The following is a 22279-nucleotide window of genomic DNA, read 5'->3' as shown; positions in this document are numbered from 1 at the left end:
CCGGGCCCCCACCTGACACGCCCCCCGTGTCCGACGCGCGCCTGGTCCGCGTCTGGGGCGTGTCGGGGGCGGGTTCGGTTGGCGTCGGCTCAGGTCTGGCTGCGACGACTACCTGGTGTTGTGGACACGGGTGGAGACGGTTGTTTGAGCGGCGGTTCCGTGCGGGTGTTGGATCCTGGCCGTGGGTCTTCGGTTGTCGCTCGGGCGAGATTTCGGTTGGTTGTGGCGGGCGTATTCGGTCAGTGCCCTCGGGACCTGGCTGGCGCTGGACGCCTTCCCGATGATCGCGGTGCTGGCGCTGCACGTGAGCGCGGCGGAGGTCGCGCTCATCGCGGTGGCCGGCGGGGCGGCGGCCGCGCTGCTGGCCCTGCCGCTCGGGCCGTGGGTGGAGTTCCGGCCGAAGCGGCGGCTGATGATCCGCGCGGACCTGGTGCGGTGCGGCGTGCTCGCCACCGTCCCGGCGGCGTATCTCGCGGGCTCGCTCACCTACGTCCAACTGCTGGTCGTCGCCGTGGTGGTCGCCGTTTCGGACATCGTCTTCACCGGGGCGTCCGGAGCGCACCTCAAGGCGCTCGTCCCGCCGGAGCGGCTCGGGGACGCCAACGGCAGCTTCGAGTCGGCGAGCTGGATGGCGACCGCGATCGGCCCGCCGTCCGGAGGCGCGCTGATCGGCCTGTTCGGGCCCGTGGTCACGGTCGTCCTGAACGCGCTGAGCTTCCTCGGCTCCGCCCTCGCCATCCGGCGGATCGAGGCGCCCGAGCCCGCCCCGCCCGCGCGCCGGGCGGGGACGTCCCGCCGCGCGGAGATCGCCGAGGGCTGGCGGGTGATCGCCGCGAGCGGGGAGCTCCGGAGGCTGTTCGCGGTCACCGTCCTCGGCAACTCGCTGATCATGGCCGTGGCCCCGCTGATGACCTACCGGATGCTGCACGACCTGGGCTTCTCGACGCTGGAGTACGGGCTCAGCATCGGCGTGCCGTGCCTGGGCGGCTTCGTCGGCGGGCGCCTCTCCCGGCCCCTGGTGGCGCGTTTCGGACTCCGCCGCGTCCTGGTGGCCGCCGGGATCGGACGGCTCCCCGGGCTCCTCGGCCTGGCCTTCGTCGGCCCCGGCCTTCCCGGACTGCTCACGGTGATGGTGTCGCAACTCGACCTCATCGTCGGCTCGGCGATCTTCAGTCCGGCCTTCGCCACCCGGCGGCTCCAGCTCGCGGGCGAACGCACCACCGCGCGGGTCATCACGGCCTGGAAGATCGCCTCGCAGGTCGGCATCGCCTCCTGCACCCTCCTCGGGGGCATGCTGGCGTCCGGGGCCACCGCGCGGACGGCGATCGTCGTCGCGGGCGCCGCCGCCCTCGGCACGGCCGCCTTCCTGCCCTGGCGAGCCCCCGAGACCGGGGCGTCCGAAACCGTGGCCGAAACCGCCGCCGCGCCCGCGACGGGCAAGGCGAGCGGCGGAGTCGCCGCGCGCTGACCCGGGCCGCGCCGCCCGGCCCAACCGGATCGTTCCCGTTCGGGACGGTCTGGGAGGTCGGTTTTCATGCTGAGGTTGGGCATCAGCGCACACTCTGGGTAGCCGGTCCGCCACACTGCCTCCCGAAGGGTCATCGTGCTCTCCGGCGCACCGCCGTGCGGTGTCGCGCGGACGACGGTGGGTCCGGGGGTGGTCCGCCGATGGCGCCGGGCCGTGGACCGACACGGGGCCGGGTCATGCGCGGGCCCGGGAATCGTCCGGGGAGTACAAGGCCGGGGGGACGGACAGCGGGGCGCGACCGGCGGTGGCCGACGATGACCGCTCAGCGGGACGGTCCGCTGTCCGGAGCGTCGAGCCCGTCCGACGGAGGCGGTCATGAGAAGCAGCGCCACGCGGCGGGAGCGGCGGTGGATGGAGCGCCTGTGCCGCCGCCTGCTCGTGCTCGGCTGGCAGGTCGTGCGCCGCTACGAGGACGAGCGTCCGCTGATCCGCGTGCTGTCGCCGGTCAGCACGTGCATCGGCGACAGCGTGGTGATCGACGGCGGATGGTTCCGCTCCGGGACGGGCGTATGGCTCGCGCCGTGCCGCGAGGCCGACCGCGCCGCCGAGGCCGTCGCGCAGCTCCTGGCGCCGTACGTGATCGCGATCGTGATGGCCCGCCAGCAGGAGGACGACTGAGCGGCCCCACCGACTGAGCCGTCCCACCGACTGAGCGGCCCCACCGACTGAGCGGCCCACACGACCGAGCTGAGCGGCCCCCGCGACTGAGGCGATCGCAGGACCGGGCCGGTCGACGAGGTGGGCGGGGTCGGCCTCCGGGTGGACGCGGGAAGCTCCACCCGCCCGCCGATGTCCGGCCGTCCCCGCCGCGATTACCGTCCGTGAGAGTCGGACGGACGATCGGCGGTGGAGGACATGGGTGTCTGGATTTTCAACGCGACGGTGATCCTGTGGCTGGTCGGCGAGATCGCCGTCCGGATCCGGCAGCGGCGCAAGGCCGACGAGGCCCGGACGAGCGAGTACCGGACGCTCTGGCTGTTCGTCCTCCTCGGCGGCGGTGGCGCCTTCGTGGCCGGACGCGTCGGACGGGCCCTGCCGTCCCTCGACTGGCCCAGGGGGACGGCGCTCTACCTGGTCGCGGCGGCGATCGTGCTGGCCGGGCTCGCCTTCCGGCTCTGGGCGATCCACACGCTGGGGCAGTACTTCCGCAGCAGCGTGCACGTCCAGGTCGGGCACCGGGTGGTTTCGGACGGCCCGTACCGCGTTCTGCGGCACCCGTCCTACACCGGCCTGATGGTGATCTTCATCGGGGCCGGGCTGAGCTTCGCGAACGGCGCGGCCATGGCGGTGTTCCTCGGGTGCGTCACGGTCGCGCTGCTGATCCGCATCCGGGTCGAGGAACGCGTCCTGTCGGACGAGCTGGGCGACGCCTACCGCGAGTTCGCCGCATCCCGCGCCCGCCTCGTCCCGTACGTGTGGTGACCCGCACGGCTCGTCCCCTACGTCGGCTGACGGCGCACGGCTCGGCCCCGTACGTCCGGTGACGGCGCCCGCCTCGTGCCGTACGTGTCGTGAAGGGTGTGCGGCGAATCGTCGGTGGGTTGCCGTAAGGTGCGCCACGACCGCATTCCGCTGGAGGACGGGGCTGGGGTCTGTGGCGAGTTGGGACGCGGACGCGCTGTCGGAGCTGCGCGCGGCGGTCTTCCGGGGGGACGGGGCCGCCGCGCTCGGCGTGCTCCGAAACCGTCCGCTGGCGCCCGTCCTGCAGTTCGCGGGCGACGCGCTGGCCCGCGCCCTGGCCGAGGGCGAGCGGGACGCCGAGCCGCTCGCGCGCAAGTGCCGGGAGGCCCTGGAGAGCCGCGCGGCACCGGGCGACGCCGTCCTGGCCCGGAAACTGGCCCGTGCCCTGGGCGACGCTCCCCACGACGGCACCGAGATCGTCCCGGTCGATCTGGGCGCTCTGGCTTACGCGATGGAGGAGGGAGACCCGCTCACGATCCTCGACCTCCGCACCGGCGATCTCCTCACCGAAGACGAGCTGGATGAAGTAAACGAACTAGAGGAACCGCAGGAACTAGGCGAACCGGAGGTCCTCGATGAAGATCACGATCGCGTCTTCAAAGCCGTCCACCGGAATGCGTCGCCCGCGTACGACGACATGCACGACTTCGCCGAGGCACGCCCGAACACGCCCGCCCCCATGCAGGACGTCCGCGCCTACGAGGACGCTCTTGCAGGCACCGACCTGGAGTTCGCCTGGCGGCTCTTCCACGAGGAACGCCAGCGCGGACGAGCCCGCCAATGGCTGGCCGAAAACGGCCTCGAACCAGGCCCGAAACCCGTCCTCTAGCCAAGAACCGAGGCCCCGGCATGGACGACGCCACGCCGAGGCCCCGAGAACGCCGTCACAGCCCGGGACGCACCAGCGGGAACGGCACGGTCTCCCGGATCGACTTCCCGGTGAGCGTGATCAGCAGCCGGTCGATCCCCATCCCCATGCCGCCCGCCGGAGGCATCGCGTACTCCAGCGCGCGCAGGAAGTCCTCGTCCAGCTCCATCGCCTCCGGGTCGCCCCCGGCCGCCTGGAGCGACTGCTCGGTGAGCCGCCGCCGCTGCAGGATCGGGTCGATGAGCTCCGAGTACGCCGTGCCCAGCTCCAGTCCGAAGACGATCAGGTCCCACTTCTCGGCGAGGCGCGGGTCCTTGCGGTGCGGGCGGGTGAGCGGCGACGTCTCGGCCGGGTAGTCGCGGACGAAGGTCGGGAACATCAGCTCGCCCTCGACCAGCTCCTCGAACAGCTCCTGGACGATCCGTCCCTGCCCCCACTCGGGCGCGTAGCCGAGGTCGATCCGGTCCGCCAGGCCCCGGACGGCCGGGAGCGGCGTGTCCGGGGTGATCTCCTCGCCGAGCGCCTCCGACACCGAGCCGTAGACGGTGATCTCCTTCCACGGCTCGCCGAGGTCGTACTCCACGCCGTCCCGGACGACGACCGTCCCGCCCGTGGCGGCCCGCGCCGCGTTCACGACCAGGTCGCGCGTGAGGACGGCCATCGTGTCGTAGTTCCCGTACGGCTCGTACGCCTCCAGCATCGTGAACTCGGGGTTGTGGGTGGCGTCCACGCCCTCGTTGCGGAAGTTGCGGTTCAGCTCGAAGACCTTGCCGACGCCGCCGACCAGCAGCCGCTTCAGGTACAGCTCGGGCGCGATCCGCAAGTAGAGCTGCATGTTGTAGGCGTTGATCCGGGTGGTGAACGGGCGGGCCGTCGCGCCGCCGTGGATCGGCTGGAGCATCGGCGTCTCGACCTCCAGGTACCCGCCCGCGCGGAGCGTGTCCCGGACGGCGGCCACGGCGTCGCCGCGCATCCGCAGCATCTTCCGCGAGTCGTCGTTGACGATGAAGTCCACGTACCGCTGCCGGACGCGCGCCTCCGGGTCGGACAGCCCGGAACGCTTGTTGGGGAGCGGCCGGAGGCACTTGGCGGTCAGCTTCCACGTCGAGGCGAGCACCGACAGCTCGCCCCGCCGGGACGTCACGACCTCGCCGGTCACGCCCACCTGGTCGCCGAGGTCGATCAGCTTCTTCCACCGGGCGAGCGAGTCGTCGCCGAGCTCGTCGGCGGTGAGCATGATCTGGATGTCGCCCGTCTCGTCCCGAAGCTGGACGAAGACCAGCCGCCCGTGCTCGCGGGCGAGGATGACGCGTCCGGCGACCGCGACGAGCGCGCCCGTGCGCGTGTCCGGTTCGAGGCCGGGGTGCGCGGCGAGGACGTCCGCCACGTAGTCGGTCCGCTCGAAGCCGAGCGGGTACGGCTCCATCCCCGCCTCGCGGATCTCGGCGAGCTTGGCGTGCCGCACCCGCTCCTGCTCCGACAGGCGGCGCTGCGGGGCGCGCGCGGCCTCCGCGGCCTCCTCGATCTCGGCGATCTTGGCGACCAGCTCGGGCGTCGGGACGCGGTTGGCGGCCCGCTCCAGCTTGATCCGGTTCAGCGACGGGACGAACCCCTCGGCGCGCGCGTACGCGAGGCCGAGCCGCACCAGGTCGCGGGACTGCCGGTAGCAGATGAACCGGGGCCGCCAGTGCGGCAGGTACTTGGAGTTCGACAGGTACAGCGACTCCAGCTGCCAGAACCGGGACGCGAACGACAGCAGCTTGTAGTAGACCCGCGCGATCGGTCCCGCGCCGATCTGCGAGCCGCGCTCGAACGCCGACCGCAGCATCGCGAAGTTCAGCGAGAGCTCCTGCGCGCCGACGGCCGCCGCGCGCTCGGCCAGCTTGGCGACCATGAACTCGTTCAGGCCGTTCTCGGCGGCCCGGTCGCGGCGCATGAGGTCGAGGGAGAGCCCGGCCCGTCCCCACGGGACGAACGACAGCAGGCCGCGCAGCTCGCCGCGGGCGTCGAACGCCTCGACCATCACGCAGCGCCCGTCGGTCGGGTCGCCGAGGCGGCCGAGCGCCATCGAGAAGCCGCGCTCGGTGGCCTCGCCGCGCCAGGCGTCCGCGCTGCGGATCAGCTTGGCCATCTCCCAGTCCGGGATCTGCGAGTGCCGCCGGACGCGCACGGTGTACCCGGCCCGCTCGACCCGGTGGACGGCCTGCCGGACCTGCCGCATCTCGCGGCCGTCCAGGTTGAAGTCGGTGAGGTCGAGGATCGCCTCGTCGCCCAGCTCCAGCGCGTCGAAGCCGTGCCGGGCGTAGATGTGGGCGGCGCGCTCCCCGACGCTGACCGCCCCCGGGATCCAGGAGTGCGTGCGGCACTCGTTCAGCCACGCCTCGATCGCCTGGTCCCACGACTCGGGGTCGCCGAGCGGGTCGCCGGACGCGAGCGACACCGAGCCCTCGACCCGGTAGGCGATGCCGGCCTTGCCGTTGGGCGCGAGGATGAAGTCCTTGTCGCGGCGCAGCGCGAAGTAGCCGAGGGAGTCCTGGTCGCCGTACTCGGCGAGCAGGCCGCGGGCGGCGAGCTCCTCCTCGGGGCTGAGCACCGCGTCGCGCCGTCCGGGGCGGAACAGCGCCCACATGGTGACGATCAGCAGGCCGGTGCCGAGCACGCCGATGATCACGTCCACCCAGCCGGGCACCCGGACGTGGATCGGCTCCCCGGTGATCCCCGCGCCGAGGACGGTCTGGAGGACGACGTACCAGGGGTGCGTCCAGAGGCCGCCCTCCGGGTCCCGGTCGGTGACCGTGACCAGGAAGGTGCCGATGCCGCCGCTCAGGATGAGCAGGACGGAGAAGACCACGGCCGCCAGGCGGCGGTTGGCGCGGTCCGGCAGCGAGGTGAACTGCTGGCGCGAGGCGAGCGCGAGGGCCAGCACCAGCGTGTAGGCCCCGGTCGTGACGACCTCCCCGATGGCCGTCGGCTGGCTCGGATCCAGCAGCGTGTGCAGCAGGAACGCCATCGAGAACGCGGTGTACAGGCCGAACAGGAGCACCAGCAGCCGCCAGGCCGCCTTCTTCCGCCGCCTGATCCCCATGGACAGCAGGATGAACAGCAGTCCCCATGGGATGCTGGGGAAGACCGCCAGGTAGTACAGCCAGCGCAGGGCCCAGATGTCCGCCAGCCGGACGATCAGGTCCGACGACAGCCAGGACAGGATGGACACGATCCCCGAAAGTCGTGTGTACCAGAAGAAGACGGTCGGCGCCGCCTCCATGAGTCTTCGCCAACCGGTGCGCAGGCTCCCCGTTTCGCCTGTTGCCGCCATGGTTCTCCCGTCAGGACTGTCGAATGTAGGGATATTTGTACCGGGTGACGCCTTGCTCACGCCCACCGCCGACGATAGTCACCGTCCCGTCCGGTCTGACCCTTATGTCTGCTGGGTAGGGGGACGGGCGGCGCGGCAGTGCGACGGCTGAACCCCCGAGGTTCGCCGTCCGTGCCGCCGGGTAGTGAGCAGGTCGTTCGCGGGCCGGGTCCAAGATTGTCATCAAAAGTCGATATGGTCGCGGATATGCCACAGGAGACCCCCGGGGAGCGGTTGCTCGCCCGCCGCTACCGACTGGTGACCCATGTCGGTCGTGGTGGCATGGGTACGGTCTGGCAGGCCCATGACGAGGTGCTCGGCCGGGACGTCGCCGTGAAGGAGGTCATCCTCCCGCATGGTCTCACCGACGAGGAACGCTCCGTCCAGTACAAGCGGACGTTCCGCGAGGCCCGCACCGCCGCCCGGCTCGGCCACCCCGGCGTCGTCACCGTCTACGACGTCGTCGAGGAGGACGGGCGGCCCTGGATCGTCATGGAGCTCATCCACGCCCGCTCCCTCGACCAGGTGATCAAGCAGGAGGGCGCGCTGCCGCCCAAGCGCGCCGCCGACATCGGCCGCCAGATGCTGGCCGCCCTGCACGCCGCGCACGACGCGGGCGTGCTGCACCGCGACGTCAAGCCGTCCAACGTGCTGCTCGCGGACGGCGACCGGGCCGTCCTCACCGACTTCGGCATCGCGACCGCCGCCGGCGACGCGACCCTCACCCAGACCGGCCTGGTCATGGGCTCGCCCGCCTACATCGCGCCCGAGCGCGCCCGCGGCCGCACCGCGGGCCCGGCGTCCGACCTGTGGTCGCTCGGCGTGACCATGTACGCCATGGTCGAGGGCCGCTCGCCGTTCGAACGGTCCGAGCCGATGGCCGCGCTCGTCGCGGTGATCTCCGAGGAGCCCGACCCGCCGACCCGGTCCGGCCCGCTGACCCCGGTCATCCAGGGCCTGCTGCGCAAGAACCCCGACGAGCGCATGGACGCCATCGAGGCGGGCCGCCTGCTCGACGACATCGTCCGCGCGCCCACGGTCGACACCCAGCGCACCATCGCCGTCGAGTACACCGAGGCGCCCCCGCCGCCGCCCGCCCGCGCCGAGACGACCCCGCCGCTCCCGGCCGGGCCCGAGCGCACCCGCGTGACGCCGTCCGTCGAGACCGGCCCGTCCCCGGACGGCCGTCCCGCGCCCCGGCCCCAGCTCCCGCCGTTCCTCGCCGGCGTCTCGCCCCGCCGCGCCCTCCTCGTCGCCGCCATGGTCATCGTGATCATCCTGGCCATAGCGGGCATCGTCTGGGGCGCCACCCGAGGCGGCGGCGACCCTAAACCGTCCAGCCGCCCCACCTCGCCCCCGAAGCCGACCACCACCACGACCACCCCGGTCAAAACGACCTCCTCCAGCACCCCACCCACCTCCCCCTCCTCCCCGTCGGCTCCGGCGGGGACTCATCCCTACAAGGACCCCGACGGCCACTACACGATGCTTCTGCCGGACGGTTGGAAGCCGAAGTCCCAGGACTCCAACGGCGACTACTTCGCGTCACCGGACGGCTCGGCCAAGGTCCAGATCGCGCGTCAGGAGCACGCGAACAGCAGCGCCCTGAAGGACTGGGAGGAATACGAACCTGCCCTTCGGGGCCAGTACTCGGGGTACAGAAGGGTCAACCTGGGACCCGTGGCGTCCGGTCGGCCGGTCGCCGACCCGTCCGGCCGCAACGCCGCCGACCTGGAGTGGACCTACGACGCCAAGGGCGGCCGGATGCACGCCCTGGACAGGGGTTTCGTCATGGACGGCCACGGCTACGCGATCGCCGTCTACGCCCCCGACAAGGACTGGAACCGGACGCTGGCGGAGCTCCAGCCGCTGTTCGCGTCGTTCAAATCGACCTGACCCGTACGCGCCGAAAAGGTGGTCCTTCGCCTGTCCGTTACCCGGTGTCGGTAAAGTCGCTGCTCATGGCGGAGGGTGATGTGACGGGACCGGGGACCGACGTCCCGCTCGCCGGTCGGTACCGGCTGCTGTCCGTGCTGGGCAGGGGCGGTATGGGGACGGTGTGGCGGGCGAGCGACGAGACGCTCGACCGCGAGGTCGCGATCAAGGAGATCCGGCTGCACCCGTCGCTCACCGACGAGGAGCGGAGCACGGCGCACGCGCGGATGATGCGCGAGGCGCGGGCGTCCGCGCGGCTCGGGCATCCGAGCGTGGTGACCGTCCACGACGTGGTGGTGCACGACGACCGGCCGTGGATGGTCATGGAGCTCGTCCCGTCCCGGTCGCTCCAGGACATCGTGGACGAGGACGGTCCGCAGCCGCCGCAGCGGATCGCCGCGCTCGGCCGCCAGGTCGCCGCCGCGCTGCGCGCCGCGCACGCCGTGGGCATCCTGCACCGCGACGTCAAGCCCGCGAACGTCCTGATCACCGCCGAGGACCGGGCCGTCCTGACCGACTTCGGCATCGCGCAGCTCTCCGGCGACGCCACCCTCACGCGCACCGGCATGGTCATGGGATCGCCCGCCTACATGGCGCCCGAGCGGGTCAAGGGCGAGGCGGCGGGCCCGGCGTCGGACGTGTGGGCGCTCGGCGCGACGCTGTACGCCGCCGTCGAGGGGCAGGCGCCGCACCATCGCAGCGACGCCATGGCCGTGCTCGCCGCGATCATGACCCTGGACGCGCCGCCGCCGCGCCGCGCCGGGCCGCTGGCGCCCGTCCTCACCGCGATGCTCGACCGGGAACCCGCCAACCGGCCCAGCATCGACCAGGTCGAGCAGGAGCTCGGACGGATCGGCGCGTCCTCCGGCGCCGGTCGGCCCACCGCGATGGACGCCCAAGTCCCTGTGCCGCCCGCCTGGACCGAGAAGGCCCAGCAGGTTCAGGAGCAGGGGGTTCAGCACGTTCAGACGCATGATGTCCAGCCGCAGCAGCTCGCGTTTCCGGACGACTCCACCCGGTCGGTCCAGTCGCGCTCGGGCGGGCGCAACAAGATCGTGCTGGCGGTGGTCGGGGCCGTCGCCGCGATGGCCCTCGTCGCCGGCGGGGTCTACTACGCCTTCGGGCGGAACAAGGACACCGCCGCGCCGCCGCCCACGAACCCGGCGACCGGCGGTGCCACCGATCCGGGATCGGAGTCCCCGGCGCCCACGGCGTCGCCGTCCAAGCCCAAGCCGAAAGGCCCGCCCCCCGGCATGACCTTCCAGCGCCTCGGCGGTCTCCGCGTCGCCGTCCCGGTCGGCTGGAAGCGCCAGAACGACTCGACGTTCATCGATCCGGCCACGCACAGCTACGTCCAGGTGGACGACCGCGTCTGGACGGGCACCCCCGACGGCCACTGGCGGACGTGGATCGCCGACCCGAAGACCCAGGAGGCCCTCCGCGGCTTCACCAACCTCGGCATCGAGACGACCAGCGCCAAGAACGGCGAGCCGGCCGCCGACCTGGAGTTCACCTGGCTGCGCGGCAACGAGCTCACCCACGCGCTGGACCGCGGCTTCCGGAAGGGCGGGAAGCCCTACGCCGTCATCGTCGTCGCCCCGCAGCAGCAGTGGCCGCTGATGCGTCCGGCACTCCGCCAAGTGCTCGAAAGCGCCGGTTAAAGCTGGTCCAATGAACCGGGGCGCGCTCCGGCGCGTCCCACTCAGCAGCATTTGCTCCGACGGGGGACCATTTGGTCATGGGAGAGGGTCGTCTGCTCGCCTCGCGCTACCGGCTGGACGCCGTGGTGGGACGGGGCGGCATGGGCACGGTGTGGCGGGCCCGGGACCTCACGCTGCACCGGGAGGTGGCGGTCAAGGAGGTCGTGCTGCCGCCCGGGCTGACCGACCGCGAGCGGGAGGTCCTGTACGAGCGGACGCTGCGCGAGGCGCGGGCCTCGGCGCGGCTCAACCACCCGGCCGTCGTCGTGGTGCACGACGTGGTCGAGGAGGACGGGCGGCCCTGGATCGTCATGGAGCTCGTCCTCGCGCCGTCGCTGCAGGACGTGCTCGACCGCGAGGGCCCGCTGCCGCACCGCCGGGTCGCCGACATCGGGATGCAGATGCTCGGCGCGCTGCGGCACGCGCACTCCAAGGGCATCCTGCACCGGGACGTCAAGCCGTCGAACGTCCTGCTGTGCGAGTCGGGCCGCGTGGTGCTGACCGACTTCGGCATCGCGCAGATGGAGGGCGACGCGACGCTGACCCAGACCGGGCTGGTCATGGGGTCGCCCGCGTACATCCCGCCGGAGCGGGCGCAGGGGGCGCGGGCCGTCCCCGCGTCGGACCTGTGGTCGCTCGGCGCGACCATGTACGCGGCGCTGGAGGGACGATCGCCCTACGAGCGGTCGGACGCGATGGCGTCGCTTCAGGCGGCGCTGCTGGAGCCGGTGCCGCCGCCGCGCAACGCCGGGCCGCTGCGGACCGTCCTGGACGGCCTGCTCGCCCGGCAGCCGATGCACCGGATGAACGCCGAGCAGGCCGAACCGCTGCTCGCGCGGGTCGCCTCGATGCCCGCGCCCGCCCCCGCGTCCGAGTCGGCCGCCGGCGTGACGATGAGCGACGAGCCCCGCACCGCGCTGGACGGCCCGTCCGAGACCGTCAGCGACCCCGCCGACCTGCTGCGGAGGCCGGCGCCGGGCCAGGACCCGCAGTCGGTGCGCCGCGAATCCCCCTCGGTGCGCCGCGAGCCCCCTTCGGGACGCGGCGAGCCTCCTTCAGGGCGCCGCGAGCCGCCCTCGGTGCGTCACGAGTCGCCTTCGATGCGCCGCGAGCCGCCTTCGGCGCGGCGCGACCTGCCGTCGGTTCGGCGGGACCCCTCCACGGTGGGACGCAACACGCCGGTGCCGCCCGCGTCCCGTGCCCGGACGTCGGCGGACGTGCCGTCCACGTCGCCGGACCGGGAGAGCGCGCTGACCGGCGAGACGATCGACCAGGAGCCGTACGGGCGCGTCCCGGCGCCGCCGCACCCGAGCCGGGCCCAGACCCAGCGGAGCGCGGGCGGCGGGACGCCGGGCGGGCACCGCCGCCACACGGTGCTGGTGGCGATCATCGTGCTGCTGGTCGTCGCGGCCGTGCTGGCGGCGGCGTACCTGATGCGGCAGCAGCTCCGGCACGCCGACGCGCTGCCCGGCTACCGGTCGTTCCAGAAGGACGGCTACACGGTCTCGCTGCCGAGCGAGTGGAAGTGGGGCATCTCGGTCAACGGGACGCCGCAGATCCAGTCCCCGGACGGCCGCAGCTTCCTGCTCGTGGACACGACGTCCTGGCCGGGGCAGGACGCGACGCCCTGGATTCAGGCCAACAGGTCGGAGTCGGCGGCCCCGAGGATGCGGAACCTGCCCGGCTACACGAAGATCAGTGTGACGCAGACGACCTACCAGGGCGCCCCTGCCGCCGACTGGGAGTTCACCTTCACCCCGAACGGCGGCCAGATCCATGTGACGGACCGGTTCGTCCAGCTGAAGGGGCATCCGTACGCGCTGTACTTCCGGACGCCGGAGACCAACTGGACGGCCAGCCAGAAGATCCGCGAGACGATCTACTCGACGTTCCACGTCGCCTGAGCCGCCCGTGGGGGGCGGACGGGCTCAGGCGCTCCGGATCGAAAGCGCGGCGGCCTCGGCGTCGCGCGCCGACACGGCGGGCTGCTCGGACACCACGTCCGTCATGGTCATGCTCGGCAGGACCAGCGGCGGCGGGCTCTCCGGAGTGAAGGTCAGCGGGATGCCGAGCAGCTTGGACGACATCTTCGTCGTGTACATGACCACGTCGCCGGTCAGGGTGAGCCGCGGCGTGGTCAGGCCGGCGGCGGCCGAGCCGCGCCGCACCTGCTGGTCGACGTCCTTCAGGACGGCCTTGTCCATGCTGAACTTCAGGGCCTTGACCGTGCCGTCCGGGGTCTGGAGGTCGGCCACGCCGTCGTAGCTGAGCCCGGACATCGCGAGCGAGCTGGCCCGGAGCGTCGCGACGTCGGAGTACGCGCCGGGGACCGTCCCGGCGGACTTGGCCTGCGGCTGCGGCTTGGCCGTCGGCTGAGCGGACGGGTTCGCCGACGGAGCCGACGGGCTAGGCGAGGCACTCGGGGCGGACGGGCTCGGCGAGGCGCTCGGGGCCGGCGGCGTGGGGGAGGGGGACGGCGCCGCGAGCAGATGCCCGCCCAGCAGCGCCGGTGCCGCGGCGAGGGGCAGCGCCAGGCCGAGGATCTTCCCGCCGCGCGGGGCGGCGTGGACACCGCGTCCCTCGAAGGGGTCGTTCTTGGCGTCGACGAGGACGGCGGCGTCCGGCGAACCGACCGCGTCAGCCGAACCGGCCGTGCCGCCCGAGCCGGCCGCACCGGCCGCGTCCGGCGGGATGGCGCGGCGGCGCTTGGTGGCGCCGGGCGTCCACGCGAAGCCGAGCGCGCCGCCGAGCAGGCCCAGCAGCATGCCGAGCAGGAACCCGCCGAAGTTGGACGTCAGGAACGACCCCAGCGACAGCAGGACGGCCAGCACGCCGAAGAAGGTCCGCTGCGCGGGCTGGAACCAGAGCAGCAGGCCCGCGACCACGAGCAGCGCGCCGAACAGCCAGCTCGCGATCCCGGCGAGGCCCTGGTGGATGACGACCGGCATCGGCGCGAGCGGGATGGCGATGATCTCCAGGCCGCCGAGGACGGCGAGCAGCCCGCCCCAGAAGGGACGCGTGCGCCGCCAGCGGCGGAACCCGTGCGGAGTGGAGGAGGTCATGCGCGCCTCAGAAACATTCCTTGCCGAGCTTCATCGACAGGTGGTTGAGCTTGAAGGTGCCGGCGGTGGTGGCCCAGGCGACCTGCTTGACGTCCTTGAGGTGGATCTCGTCGGCCTGCTGCCCGAACATGCCGCTGCCCGCCCGGCCGAGCGCCTGCTCGTTCTTGTCCATCGTGGACGCGTCGCGCCCGATCTCGATGTTCTTGAACACGGCGTCGGCGTCGAGCTGCGCGACGTCCAGAGTGAGGTTCTCCGCCTCGACCGGCGTGCCGTTGTCGCCCGCGGTCAGCCGCAGCACCACGCCCGGCATGATCTTCACCGACTGGCACATCTTGGTGATCGTCGCGTTCTTGATGCCGGAGATCTGGACCAGGTGCTTGGCGCCGCCCTTCTCGGCGTCCGCCCCGCCGTACTGGACGAAGCCGGTGCCGTCGAGGGAGTCGGCGTGCACCTTGAAGCTGCTGCCGGAGACCGCGAACGAGGACGCGATCGAACCCTGCGCGGTCATGAACACCAGCGCTCCCGCGCCCACGACGGCGGGCCCGGCGAGGGCGGCGAAGCGCTTCCAGCGGACCCGGCCGAGCGCGGCCTCGGAGGAGTCGGTCATCAGCTCTCCCTAGGGGGACGAGGGGTGGGGACGGTCATCCGGTGACGGGGGTCACCTCGGTGACTCATCGTGCAAGTTACCCTCAAGTACTTACTTGCTCAAACCCAAAACCGACATTAAAGGTAAAATTCGACACGCGCCTGAGCTGGGAAGTTATTCGGATGATCGTGTAATAGGGGTGACCGAAACCCATTACCCAACGTGATCATGAACGCTTCGGAAGCCCTGCGCGACCGCGGCGCATCGCCCGTTCAGGATCGGCGGCCGGCGGACTCTCCCAGCAGCGGATCGAGCGCCTCCCGCAGCGCCCGCACCTGCGTGCACAGCGGCCGGACCGCCGGAACGGACGGATGCAGCGACTCGGCGAGGCCCTCGACCTCGCGAAGCCGCGCGTCCACGTCCAGAAGCCGAGCCTCAGACGGCGCCCCGCCGATCCCTCCGCCGCCCGTCTCGCCGAGAACCGCGCCTTGCGTCTTGCCGGGCGTCGCGCCGAGTGTCGCGCCGGGTGTCGTGTCGTGCGTTGCGCCGAGTGTCGCGCCGCGTGCCGCGCCGGGTGTCGTGTCGTGCGTTGCGCCGAGTGTCGCGCTGGGCGTTGCGGCATGGGTCGCGTCATGCGCGGCGCCGTGTGCCGCCGTCTTCGCCGCGGGTGGGGTGTCCGCCGCGTCGCGCAGGCGGACGGCCTGGCGGCGCAGCGCGCGCCGGTGGCGGTCCAGCTCGCGCCGGTGCTGGTCCAGCTCGATGAGGGTGGACGCCTTGGCCCGCAGCAGCCACGGGTCGAACGGCTTGGTCAGCATGTCGGCCGCGCCGACCGCGTACGCCTGCGGCGCGAGCTCGCCGTCCCCGTTCGCGGTCAGGAAGACGATCGGGACGTGCCGCGTGCGCGGCCTGCCGCGGATGTGCCGGGCCGTCTCCAGGCCGTCCATCCCGGGCATCACGAGGTCCAGCAGGATCAGCCCGAACTCGTCGTCGAGCAGCGCGCGCAGCGCCGCCCGCCCGGAGTCGGCGCACACCACCTCGACGGGCAGCGCGTCCAGCACCGCCCGCAACGCCACCAGATTGTCCGCCCTGTCGTCGACCGCGAGAACCTTGGTCACGTCGGCCACCGCCAACCCTCCGACTCACCCCTCGACCAGCGTTGCCTCCCCCCTGGTCCTCACCTTCGCACGGTGGCACCGCCTGCGACAGAGGAATGTCACAGAGTGAGAATCTCCCTCCGATCGGCGGGTCAGGTGAGCCAGCCCGGCCGGACGAGCCCGGACTCGTAGGCGTGCACCACCAGCTGCGCCCGGTCGCGCGCTCCGAGCTTCACCATCGCCCGGCTGACGTGCGTCTTCGCGGTCGCCGGGCTGACCACCAGGCGGGCCGCGATCTCCTCGTTGGACAGTCCCTCGCCGACGAGGCCGAGCACCTCCCGCTCGCGGTCGGTCAGGTCGTTCAGCCGGGGCGAGACGTTCGCCGGACGGGTCCGGGTCGCGAACTCGGCGATCAGCCGCCGGGTCACGCTCGGGGACAGCAGCGCGTCGCCGCCCGCCACCACCCGCACCGCGTGGATCAGCTCGACCGGCTCGGTGTCCTTGACGAGGAACCCGCTGGCCCCGCCGCGAACCGCCTCGAAGACGTACTCGTCCAGCTCGAACGTGGTGAGGATGACGATCCGGACGTCCGCCAGCCGCTCGTCGGAGGCGATCCGGCGGGTCGCCTCCAGACCGTCCAGGCCGGGCATCCGGATGTCCATGAGGATCACGTCGGGGCGCAGCCGGCGCGCGTCCGCGACCGCCTCCTCGCCGTCGCCCGCCTCGCCGACCACCTCGATGTCGGGCTGGGCGGCCAGCAGCGCCCGGAACCCCGCCCGGACCAGCGCCTGGTCGTCGGCCAGCAACACCCTGATCATGCCCGCTCCTCCTCGCCGCCGACCGGCAGCACCGCCTCGACCCGGAACCCGCCGCCGGGCCGGGGACCGGCGCGGAACGAGCCGCCGAGCGCCGCCGCCCGCTCACGCATCCCGCGCAGGCCGCTGCCGCCGGACGGCGGCGCGTCCGGATCCGGCGGATCGGACGGCGGCGCCGCGCCGCGTCCATCGTCCTCCACCCGGACGGTCAGTTCGCGCTCACCGTAGGAGACGCGCACGCGGACGGTCACCGGCCCGGCCCCGCCGTGCCGCGCCGCGTTCGTCAGCGACTCCTGGACGATCCGGTAGGCGGCCAGGTCGAGCGCGGCGGGCAGCGGCCGGACGGCCCCGGTGGTCTCCGCCTCCACGCGCAGCCCGGCGGCGCGGGCGCGGGCGGCCAGCCCGTCCAGCCGGGCGAGCCCGGCGGTGGGAGAGCGCGGCGCGGACTCGTCCTGCTGGCGCAGCGCCCCGATCACCGACCGCATCTCGGTCAGCACCTCCTTGCTGGCCTCCTTGATCGCGGCGAGCGCCGCGCGCGCCTCCTCCGGGTCGTCGTCCAGCAGGTGCAGCGCCACCCCGGCGCGCACGTTGATCATGGACACGTTGTGGGCCAGCACGTCGTGCAGCTCGCGCGCCATCCGCAGCCGCTCCTCGCTGGCCTGCCGCCGCTCCAGCTCGGCGCGGGACCGCTCGGCGGCGGCGGAGCGCTGCGCCCGCATCCGCAGCAGCTCCCCGGTGACGAGCCCGACCAGCGCCCACGCGAGCGCGAACATCGCCCCGGAGAACCCCGGCCGCTGGATCGGGAAGAGGTGGCCCGGCGCGCCGCGCTGGTCGGCGTCCACGCCGATGGCCTGCGCGACCGCGAAGAAGACGGTGAGGCCGCCGAGCGTCCCGGCCCAGGCCGCCCTCCGGTGCCCCGCGTACAGGGCGGCCAGGATCGCCACGAACGCCGCGACGGGCACCGGGCCGTAGGGATACGCCCGCAGGAAGTACAGGCCCGTGATGAGGCCCGTGGCGGCCAGCGTGGCCACCGGATGCCGGCGGCGCAGCAGCAGGACGGCCGGGCCGCCGAGGACGAGCGCGAACGCGAACGCGTCCAGCGGCGTGCCGGGCGGCATCGGATGCCCGTCGTGCCGCCACCGGTTGTGCGCCGCCCCCTCCGTCCCGACGGTCTGGAAGAAGGCCAGGAACGCGGGCACGACCCAGACGGGCCAGGCCGCCGGACGCAGCCGGGGACGCAGCCGCCGGGGCGCGGCGGACGGTGCGGAGACGCTCACCCTCGCACAGTAGGACGGCAGCGCGCCGTCCCGCGTCGCCCGCCGGAAGGGATCACGCCTACTCCCGGCGCGGTAGGCGTACCGGTCCGCCTACCTTCTGCGGATCACTGGAGTTCGCCCTGCAGCCGGGAGCTCAGCCAGGCGACGATCTGCGGCATCTGGCCGCGCCAGGCGGCCAGGGTGTCGCCGGCGACGGGGACGATCGACTTCTCCGCGTGCAGCGGCGGCTTGGCGAGCGAGACGAACCGGTCGGCCTGCTGGGCGGGGCGCCCGCCCGTCCCGGCGGCGACGAGCATGGAGACCGGGGGCGGCGGCATGTGGTCGAGCCGCCAGAAGAGGTCCTGCTCCTGCTTGAAGGCCGGGCTGCCGCCGAACGGGTCGGCCGGCTTGCCGCCGGACTGGCCGTCGTCGGCGGCGAGGCCCGCCGGGACCTCGGCGGACAGGTCGAAGATCCCGTTCAGCGTCACGGCCGTGCCGAACCGGGCGGAGCCGGTCATCGCGAGCCGCGCCGCGCACTGGCCGCTGCTGCCGAAGCCGATCACGCCCCAGCCCTTGTGGTCGGTGGGCAGGTGGTAGACCTCGCTGAGCGCGAGCGGGACGTCCTGGGAGTAGAAGGCCAGCGCCTGCCCGGTGCCCTTGCCCGGCACGTTCAGGCAGGACGCGGGGTGGCTGCCCGCCGACGACGGGGGCTTGACGCCGCCGCCGGTCGTGCCGCCGCCCGCGGGCCGCTCGGCCGCCTGGGTGAGGCCCTTCACCGACCGCATCAGCACGTAGACGACCGGTTGCGACCGGTTCGCCGCGACGGCCTTGGCGGCCTCTTCGGGCAGGTGCGCCTGCTTGATCCAGGCGAGCTTGTCGTCGGACGGCCCCGTCCCGCCGGAGATCGCCAGCACGACGGGCAGCCGCTTGCCGCGGTTCTGCGGCTGGAACACCTGCGGCGGCAGGTAGGCGTACGCCTCGGTGGTCAGCCCGGTCGTCGCGCCGGTGATCTGGAGCCGGTCGACGCGGCCGTCCACCTTCGGGTCGGCGGCCCGGCCCGGACGGTGCGGCCCGAGCGCCGTCGGGGTGCGCTTGACCAGCTTGCCGAGCGTGGACTCCTTGCCCCGGCTCGGCTGGACGGTCTGGACCTTCGCGTTGGACCGCACCGGGCCGAACAGGTCGTCCCAGGTGTTGTAGAACACGAACCAGCGGTTCACCAGCAGGGTGATCGCGAGGGTGAGCGCGAGCTGGGTGCCGACCAGCAGGGCCGAGCGGGCGGCGAGGCGCTTCAGGCCGGGTCCGGCCAGCCGCGACCACAGCCACAGCGTCGCGACGACGAGGACCGCGGCGAGGAGGCAGACGAGCCCGATGAACGAGAGGTTCGACGGTTCCACGTCACTCCCCCTGAAGATGGTCGCTCAGCCACGAGATCGTGGGAGGGATGTACTTGCGGAACGCCTTGAAGTTGTGGCCGCCCGACGGCAGCATCCACTTGTCCACGACCAGCGGCGGACGCACCGCCTCCATGAACTTCTGCGCGGACGGGAACGTCTTCTCGCCCGACAGCGCCGACGCCACCAGGATCGAGACCGGCGGCTGCGGCAGGTTCTTCAGCCGCCAGGTCAGGTTGTTGCTGTTGCGGACGGCCTTGCTGCCGCCGTAGAGGTCGCGGGTAGTGGTGTCGAGCAGCGCGTGGAAGTGCCCGGCCATGCTGGACGCGGCGGAGAACCGGTCCGGGTGCAGCATCGCCAGCTTCGTCGCGCAGTAGCCGCCCGTCGAGTACCCGGCGAGGCCCCAGCCGCGCCGGTCGCGGGCGACGCGGTTCTTGTAGGTCTCGGTGATCGCCTCGGGGACGTCCTGGGAGAAGAACGTCTCGACCTGCGGGCCGCCCGGCACGTCCGCGCACTCGGTGTCCCAGCCGTTCTCCACGGTCGGGCGCATCATCACGTAGATCATCGGCTGCGCCTTGCCGGACGACATCTGGAGGAACGCCTCCTCCGGCACGTGCCCCTTGTCGATCCAGGTGAGCCGGTCGGCGGCCGGGTAGCCGGCGATGAACAGCACCACCGGGAACCGCTTGGCGGCGTCCTTCTTCTGGAAGTACTGCGGCGGCAGGTACACGTACGCCTCGGACTTCAGGCCCGTCCGGACGCCCTGGATGTCGAGGTGCTGGATCAGCCCGTCCTTGGCCGGGGTGCGGCCGTGGCCGGGGCCGAGCTGCGCCGCCGGGACCACCGTGACCTGCGAGGTCGCGGCGGCGTGCGGGTTGGCCGGCGGCTTCTCGACCACCCGGGAGTCGCCGCCCGCGGCGCCGAGCAGGTCCGACCAGCTGCCGTAGAACAGGTAGTACTTGTTGACGGCCGTCAGCACGAGCGCGACGATGACCAGCTGGACGCCGGCGAGCACGCCGATCCGGCCGGCCCAGGCGAGCGGCCCGGTACCGCCCAGCCTCGTCCAGCCGCGCAGCGCGACCAGGGCCAGCACCGCCGCCAGGATCACCAAGAGCAGGACGATGAGCCCCCAGCTCGTCAATCCCAGCATGTGCAGGTCCCCCTAGGTGGTTCACTTCGCGTCGGCGTACGGGCGCCCTTGGAGAACTCGGCGAACATGCGGCAGAGTTCCAGCGAAGATTCAGAATCTGGATCGTAATGGGCGCACCTGGGTGCCCCGGGCGATTCCGTGCGGTCACCCTACCGAGCTGAGGGTTAGCCGCACGTTTACCCTGTGTCCAAGATCACGTGATCCGCCCGAGTGCTCCGGGTCACCTTCGCGGCCCGGCCCGCGACGCGTGAACCGCGCGCAACGGGCCGTGAACGGAGCGTCGGCGCCGCGGACCGCGCATCGGCGCGAACGGCGCGTCGCCGGCCTCGACCGGCGCGTCGCCGGGGTTGGACCGCGCGTCGGCGGGGCCGAGCGGAGCGTCGGCGGGCTCGAGCGGCGTGTCGGCGGGCTCGACCGGCGCGTCGGCGGGGTCAGCCCGCGAGCCATTCTCCCGTCTCGACGCTCACGAGTCCGTGCCGCGCGGCCTCGATCACCGCCTCGCGCTGCGAGTGCACGCCGAGCTTGCTCAGCACGGACTGGACGTGGCTGCGCGCCGTGCTGCGGGTCACGCCCATCGCCTTGGCGAGCGCCTGGGTGGACTCGCCGCGGGCGAGCCGGGTCAGCACCTCGCGCTCGCGCGGCGTGAGGAAGCGCGCGACGCGCTGCGCCTGCGTCCGCCCGGGCGCGTCGGGCCGCGCGTCCGGACGGCGCGGCGCGCCCGCCTCGGCGACGATCTCGCCGCGCCCCACCCGGCGCAGCACCGCGAGGATGTCGCACGCCTGCTGGCCTTTGTGCGCGAACCCGCTCACCCCGGCGGTCAGGCCCGCCGCCAGCACCGGCGGTTCCAGGTAGCCGGTGAGCACCACGAACCGGGTGGACGGCGCGGCGGCGCGCAGCCGGGGCATCCACTCCAGCGCGGTCGTGCCGGGGAAGTTGAGGTCGATCAGGCACAGGTCGGCGCGCCGGGCGCGCAGCACCGCGAGCAGTTCGGCGGGGGAGTCGACCTGCCCGACGACCGCGTATCCCGCGTCGGCGAGCACCAGCGCCAGCGACTCGGTGAACACCCGGTGGTCGTCGCACACGACGACCGTGACGGCGGTGCCGCTCATGCCGTCCCCCTCTCCGCCGCGGCGCCCACGACCGCGGGGCTCGTGGTCATCCCACCGGCCCTGTGATCCGGCCGGGCGCGCCATCCCACCCGGTCGCCTCGTCCGACCGGCCGCCTCGTCCGACCGGTCGCCTCGTCCACCCGGCCGCCTCGTCCCACCGGCCACGTCATCTCACCGGCCGCCTCATCCGACCGGCCGCCACCCGTCCCAGTCGCCGCCGGGGCCGTCCGCGCCGCCGGGCGGGGGTGCGGACGGGAGGAGCAGCCGGACGCGCGCGCCGCCCATCTCGCAGGTGCGGATCTCCAGGCTGCCGCCGTAGCCGGACACCAGGTCGTGCACGATGCCGAGGCCGAGCGAGGCGAGGCCGCCGGGGGCCTGGCCGAAGCCGGGGCCGTCGTCGTCCACCTGGAGGACGACCCAGCCGCGCTCGACGCCGACCCGGACGTTCACCCGGCGCGCCGCGACGCGGCAGGCGTTGTCGAGGACGTTGCGCAGCGCGCGCCAGAGCGCGACCGCGTCCATGTGCGCCCAGGCGGGCTCCCCGGCGAAGCAGACCTCGTGCGGCGTGGCGAGCCGGATGCCGGTGACGACCTCGGCGGCCAGGCCGTCCACCCGGAGCCGCTGCGCGGGCGCGGGGGCGGACGGGTCGTCGCCGTCGTCCCCGGCGGCCTCCTCGTCGAGCTGGCGGAGCAGGTGGTCGAGCCAGCGCGTCTCGCCGAGGATCTGCTCGACCCGCTCCCGGCTGGCGGGGCCGATGTCGTCGGCGACCGCGACGGCGGACGCCAGCATGATCACGGTGCCGAGCTCGTGCCGGATGTCGTGCCGCAGGCGGCGCCGCCAGAGCACCGAGTCCCGCGGCACCGAGTCCCGAGGCACTGCGTCCCGCGGCACCGAGTCCCGCGGGACTGCGCGCGCGCAGGGGGAGGCGGCGGTGGAACGGTCCGGTCCCGGCGTGCGGGGCGGCGGGTC

General features: G+C 73.1%; 17 protein-coding genes. 7 read left to right on the top strand and 10 right to left on the bottom strand.

Annotated elements, in window-relative coordinates:
- Positions 1-220: 220 nt before the first annotated feature.
- The 4 genes from ACFPCY_RS23585 (at position 221) to ACFPCY_RS23570 (ending at position 3818) form a co-directional block, all read left to right on the top strand.
- A complete protein-coding gene (locus ACFPCY_RS23585) occupies positions 221-1468 on the top strand; it encodes an MFS transporter (RefSeq protein WP_378258568.1) in 1248 nt (415 codons plus the stop codon).
- Between the two features lie 375 nt (positions 1469-1843).
- Positions 1844-2146, top strand: a complete 303-nt coding sequence (locus ACFPCY_RS23580) for a hypothetical protein (RefSeq protein ID WP_378258566.1) — start codon at positions 1844-1846, stop codon at positions 2144-2146.
- A 237-nt stretch (positions 2147-2383) separates the two neighbouring features.
- Entirely contained in the window at positions 2384-2950 is a 567-nt protein-coding gene (locus tag ACFPCY_RS23575) for a methyltransferase family protein (RefSeq protein ID WP_378258564.1), read from the top strand.
- Positions 2951-3122: 172 nt separating this feature from the next.
- Positions 3123-3818, top strand: coding sequence for a hypothetical protein (locus ACFPCY_RS23570; protein ID WP_378258562.1), 696 nt, complete (start codon positions 3123-3125; stop codon positions 3816-3818).
- 55 nt (positions 3819-3873) lie between these two features.
- Here ACFPCY_RS23570 and lysX read toward each other — a convergent pair whose 3' ends face one another.
- On the bottom strand, positions 3874-7122 hold the full coding sequence (gene lysX, locus ACFPCY_RS23565) for a bifunctional lysylphosphatidylglycerol synthetase/lysine--tRNA ligase LysX (RefSeq protein WP_378258560.1): 3249 nt from the start codon (positions 7120-7122) through the stop codon (positions 3874-3876).
- A gap of 297 nt (positions 7123-7419) precedes the next feature.
- On the opposite strand from lysX, the gene ACFPCY_RS23560 reads away from it, so the two are divergent.
- The 3 genes from ACFPCY_RS23560 (at position 7420) to ACFPCY_RS23550 (ending at position 12751) form a co-directional block, all read left to right on the top strand.
- Positions 7420-9108, top strand: a complete 1689-nt coding sequence (locus ACFPCY_RS23560; protein WP_378258558.1) for a serine/threonine-protein kinase — start codon at positions 7420-7422, stop codon at positions 9106-9108.
- A gap of 65 nt (positions 9109-9173) precedes the next feature.
- Positions 9174-10808, top strand: a complete 1635-nt coding sequence (locus tag ACFPCY_RS23555) for a serine/threonine-protein kinase (RefSeq protein ID WP_378258556.1) — start codon at positions 9174-9176, stop codon at positions 10806-10808.
- Between the two features lie 77 nt (positions 10809-10885).
- Positions 10886-12751, top strand: coding sequence for a serine/threonine-protein kinase (locus ACFPCY_RS23550; RefSeq protein ID WP_378258553.1), 1866 nt, complete (start codon positions 10886-10888; stop codon positions 12749-12751).
- Between the two features lie 24 nt (positions 12752-12775).
- On the opposite strand, the gene ACFPCY_RS23545 is transcribed toward ACFPCY_RS23550, so the two are convergent.
- The 9 genes from ACFPCY_RS23545 to ACFPCY_RS23505 form a co-directional block, all read right to left on the bottom strand.
- Positions 12776-13909: a DUF6114 domain-containing protein gene (locus ACFPCY_RS23545; protein ID WP_378258551.1), complete on the bottom strand. Its 1134-nt coding sequence runs from the start codon at positions 13907-13909 to the stop codon at positions 12776-12778.
- Positions 13910-13916: 7 nt separating this feature from the next.
- Positions 13917-14516 (bottom strand): DUF6230 family protein, encoded by a 600-nt coding sequence (locus ACFPCY_RS23540; protein WP_378258549.1) that lies wholly within the window; start codon positions 14514-14516, stop codon positions 13917-13919.
- Positions 14517-14767: 251 nt separating this feature from the next.
- Positions 14768-15610, bottom strand: coding sequence for a response regulator (locus ACFPCY_RS23535; RefSeq protein ID WP_378258547.1), 843 nt, complete (start codon positions 15608-15610; stop codon positions 14768-14770).
- A gap of 131 nt (positions 15611-15741) precedes the next feature.
- Complete coding sequence (locus tag ACFPCY_RS23530; RefSeq protein ID WP_378258545.1) at positions 15742-16407, bottom strand: response regulator transcription factor; 666 nt, start codon at positions 16405-16407, stop codon at positions 15742-15744.
- A complete protein-coding gene (locus ACFPCY_RS23525) occupies positions 16404-17681 on the bottom strand; it encodes a sensor histidine kinase (protein ID WP_378258543.1) in 1278 nt (425 codons plus the stop codon). The genes ACFPCY_RS23530 and ACFPCY_RS23525 overlap by 4 nt, the downstream gene beginning before the upstream one ends.
- Before the next feature lie 104 nt (positions 17682-17785).
- Entirely contained in the window at positions 17786-19054 is a 1269-nt protein-coding gene (locus tag ACFPCY_RS23520) for an alpha/beta hydrolase (RefSeq protein WP_378258541.1), read from the bottom strand.
- Between the two features lies 1 nt (position 19055).
- Positions 19056-20201 (bottom strand): alpha/beta hydrolase, encoded by a 1146-nt coding sequence (locus tag ACFPCY_RS23515; RefSeq protein ID WP_378258539.1) that lies wholly within the window; start codon positions 20199-20201, stop codon positions 19056-19058.
- 431 nt (positions 20202-20632) lie between these two features.
- Entirely contained in the window at positions 20633-21310 is a 678-nt protein-coding gene (locus tag ACFPCY_RS23510) for a response regulator (protein ID WP_378258537.1), read from the bottom strand.
- A gap of 183 nt (positions 21311-21493) precedes the next feature.
- Positions 21494-22171, bottom strand: coding sequence for a sensor histidine kinase (locus ACFPCY_RS23505; RefSeq protein WP_378258536.1), 678 nt, complete (start codon positions 22169-22171; stop codon positions 21494-21496).
- Positions 22172-22279 lie beyond the last annotated feature (108 nt).

The organism is Actinomadura gamaensis (genome assembly GCF_042652125.1).
In the GTDB taxonomy this organism is placed as follows: domain Bacteria; phylum Actinomycetota; class Actinomycetes; order Streptosporangiales; family Streptosporangiaceae; genus Spirillospora; species Spirillospora gamaensis.
The sequence above is the reverse complement of the archived record's forward strand: the minus strand, read 5'-3'. Positions and strand labels throughout refer to the sequence as shown.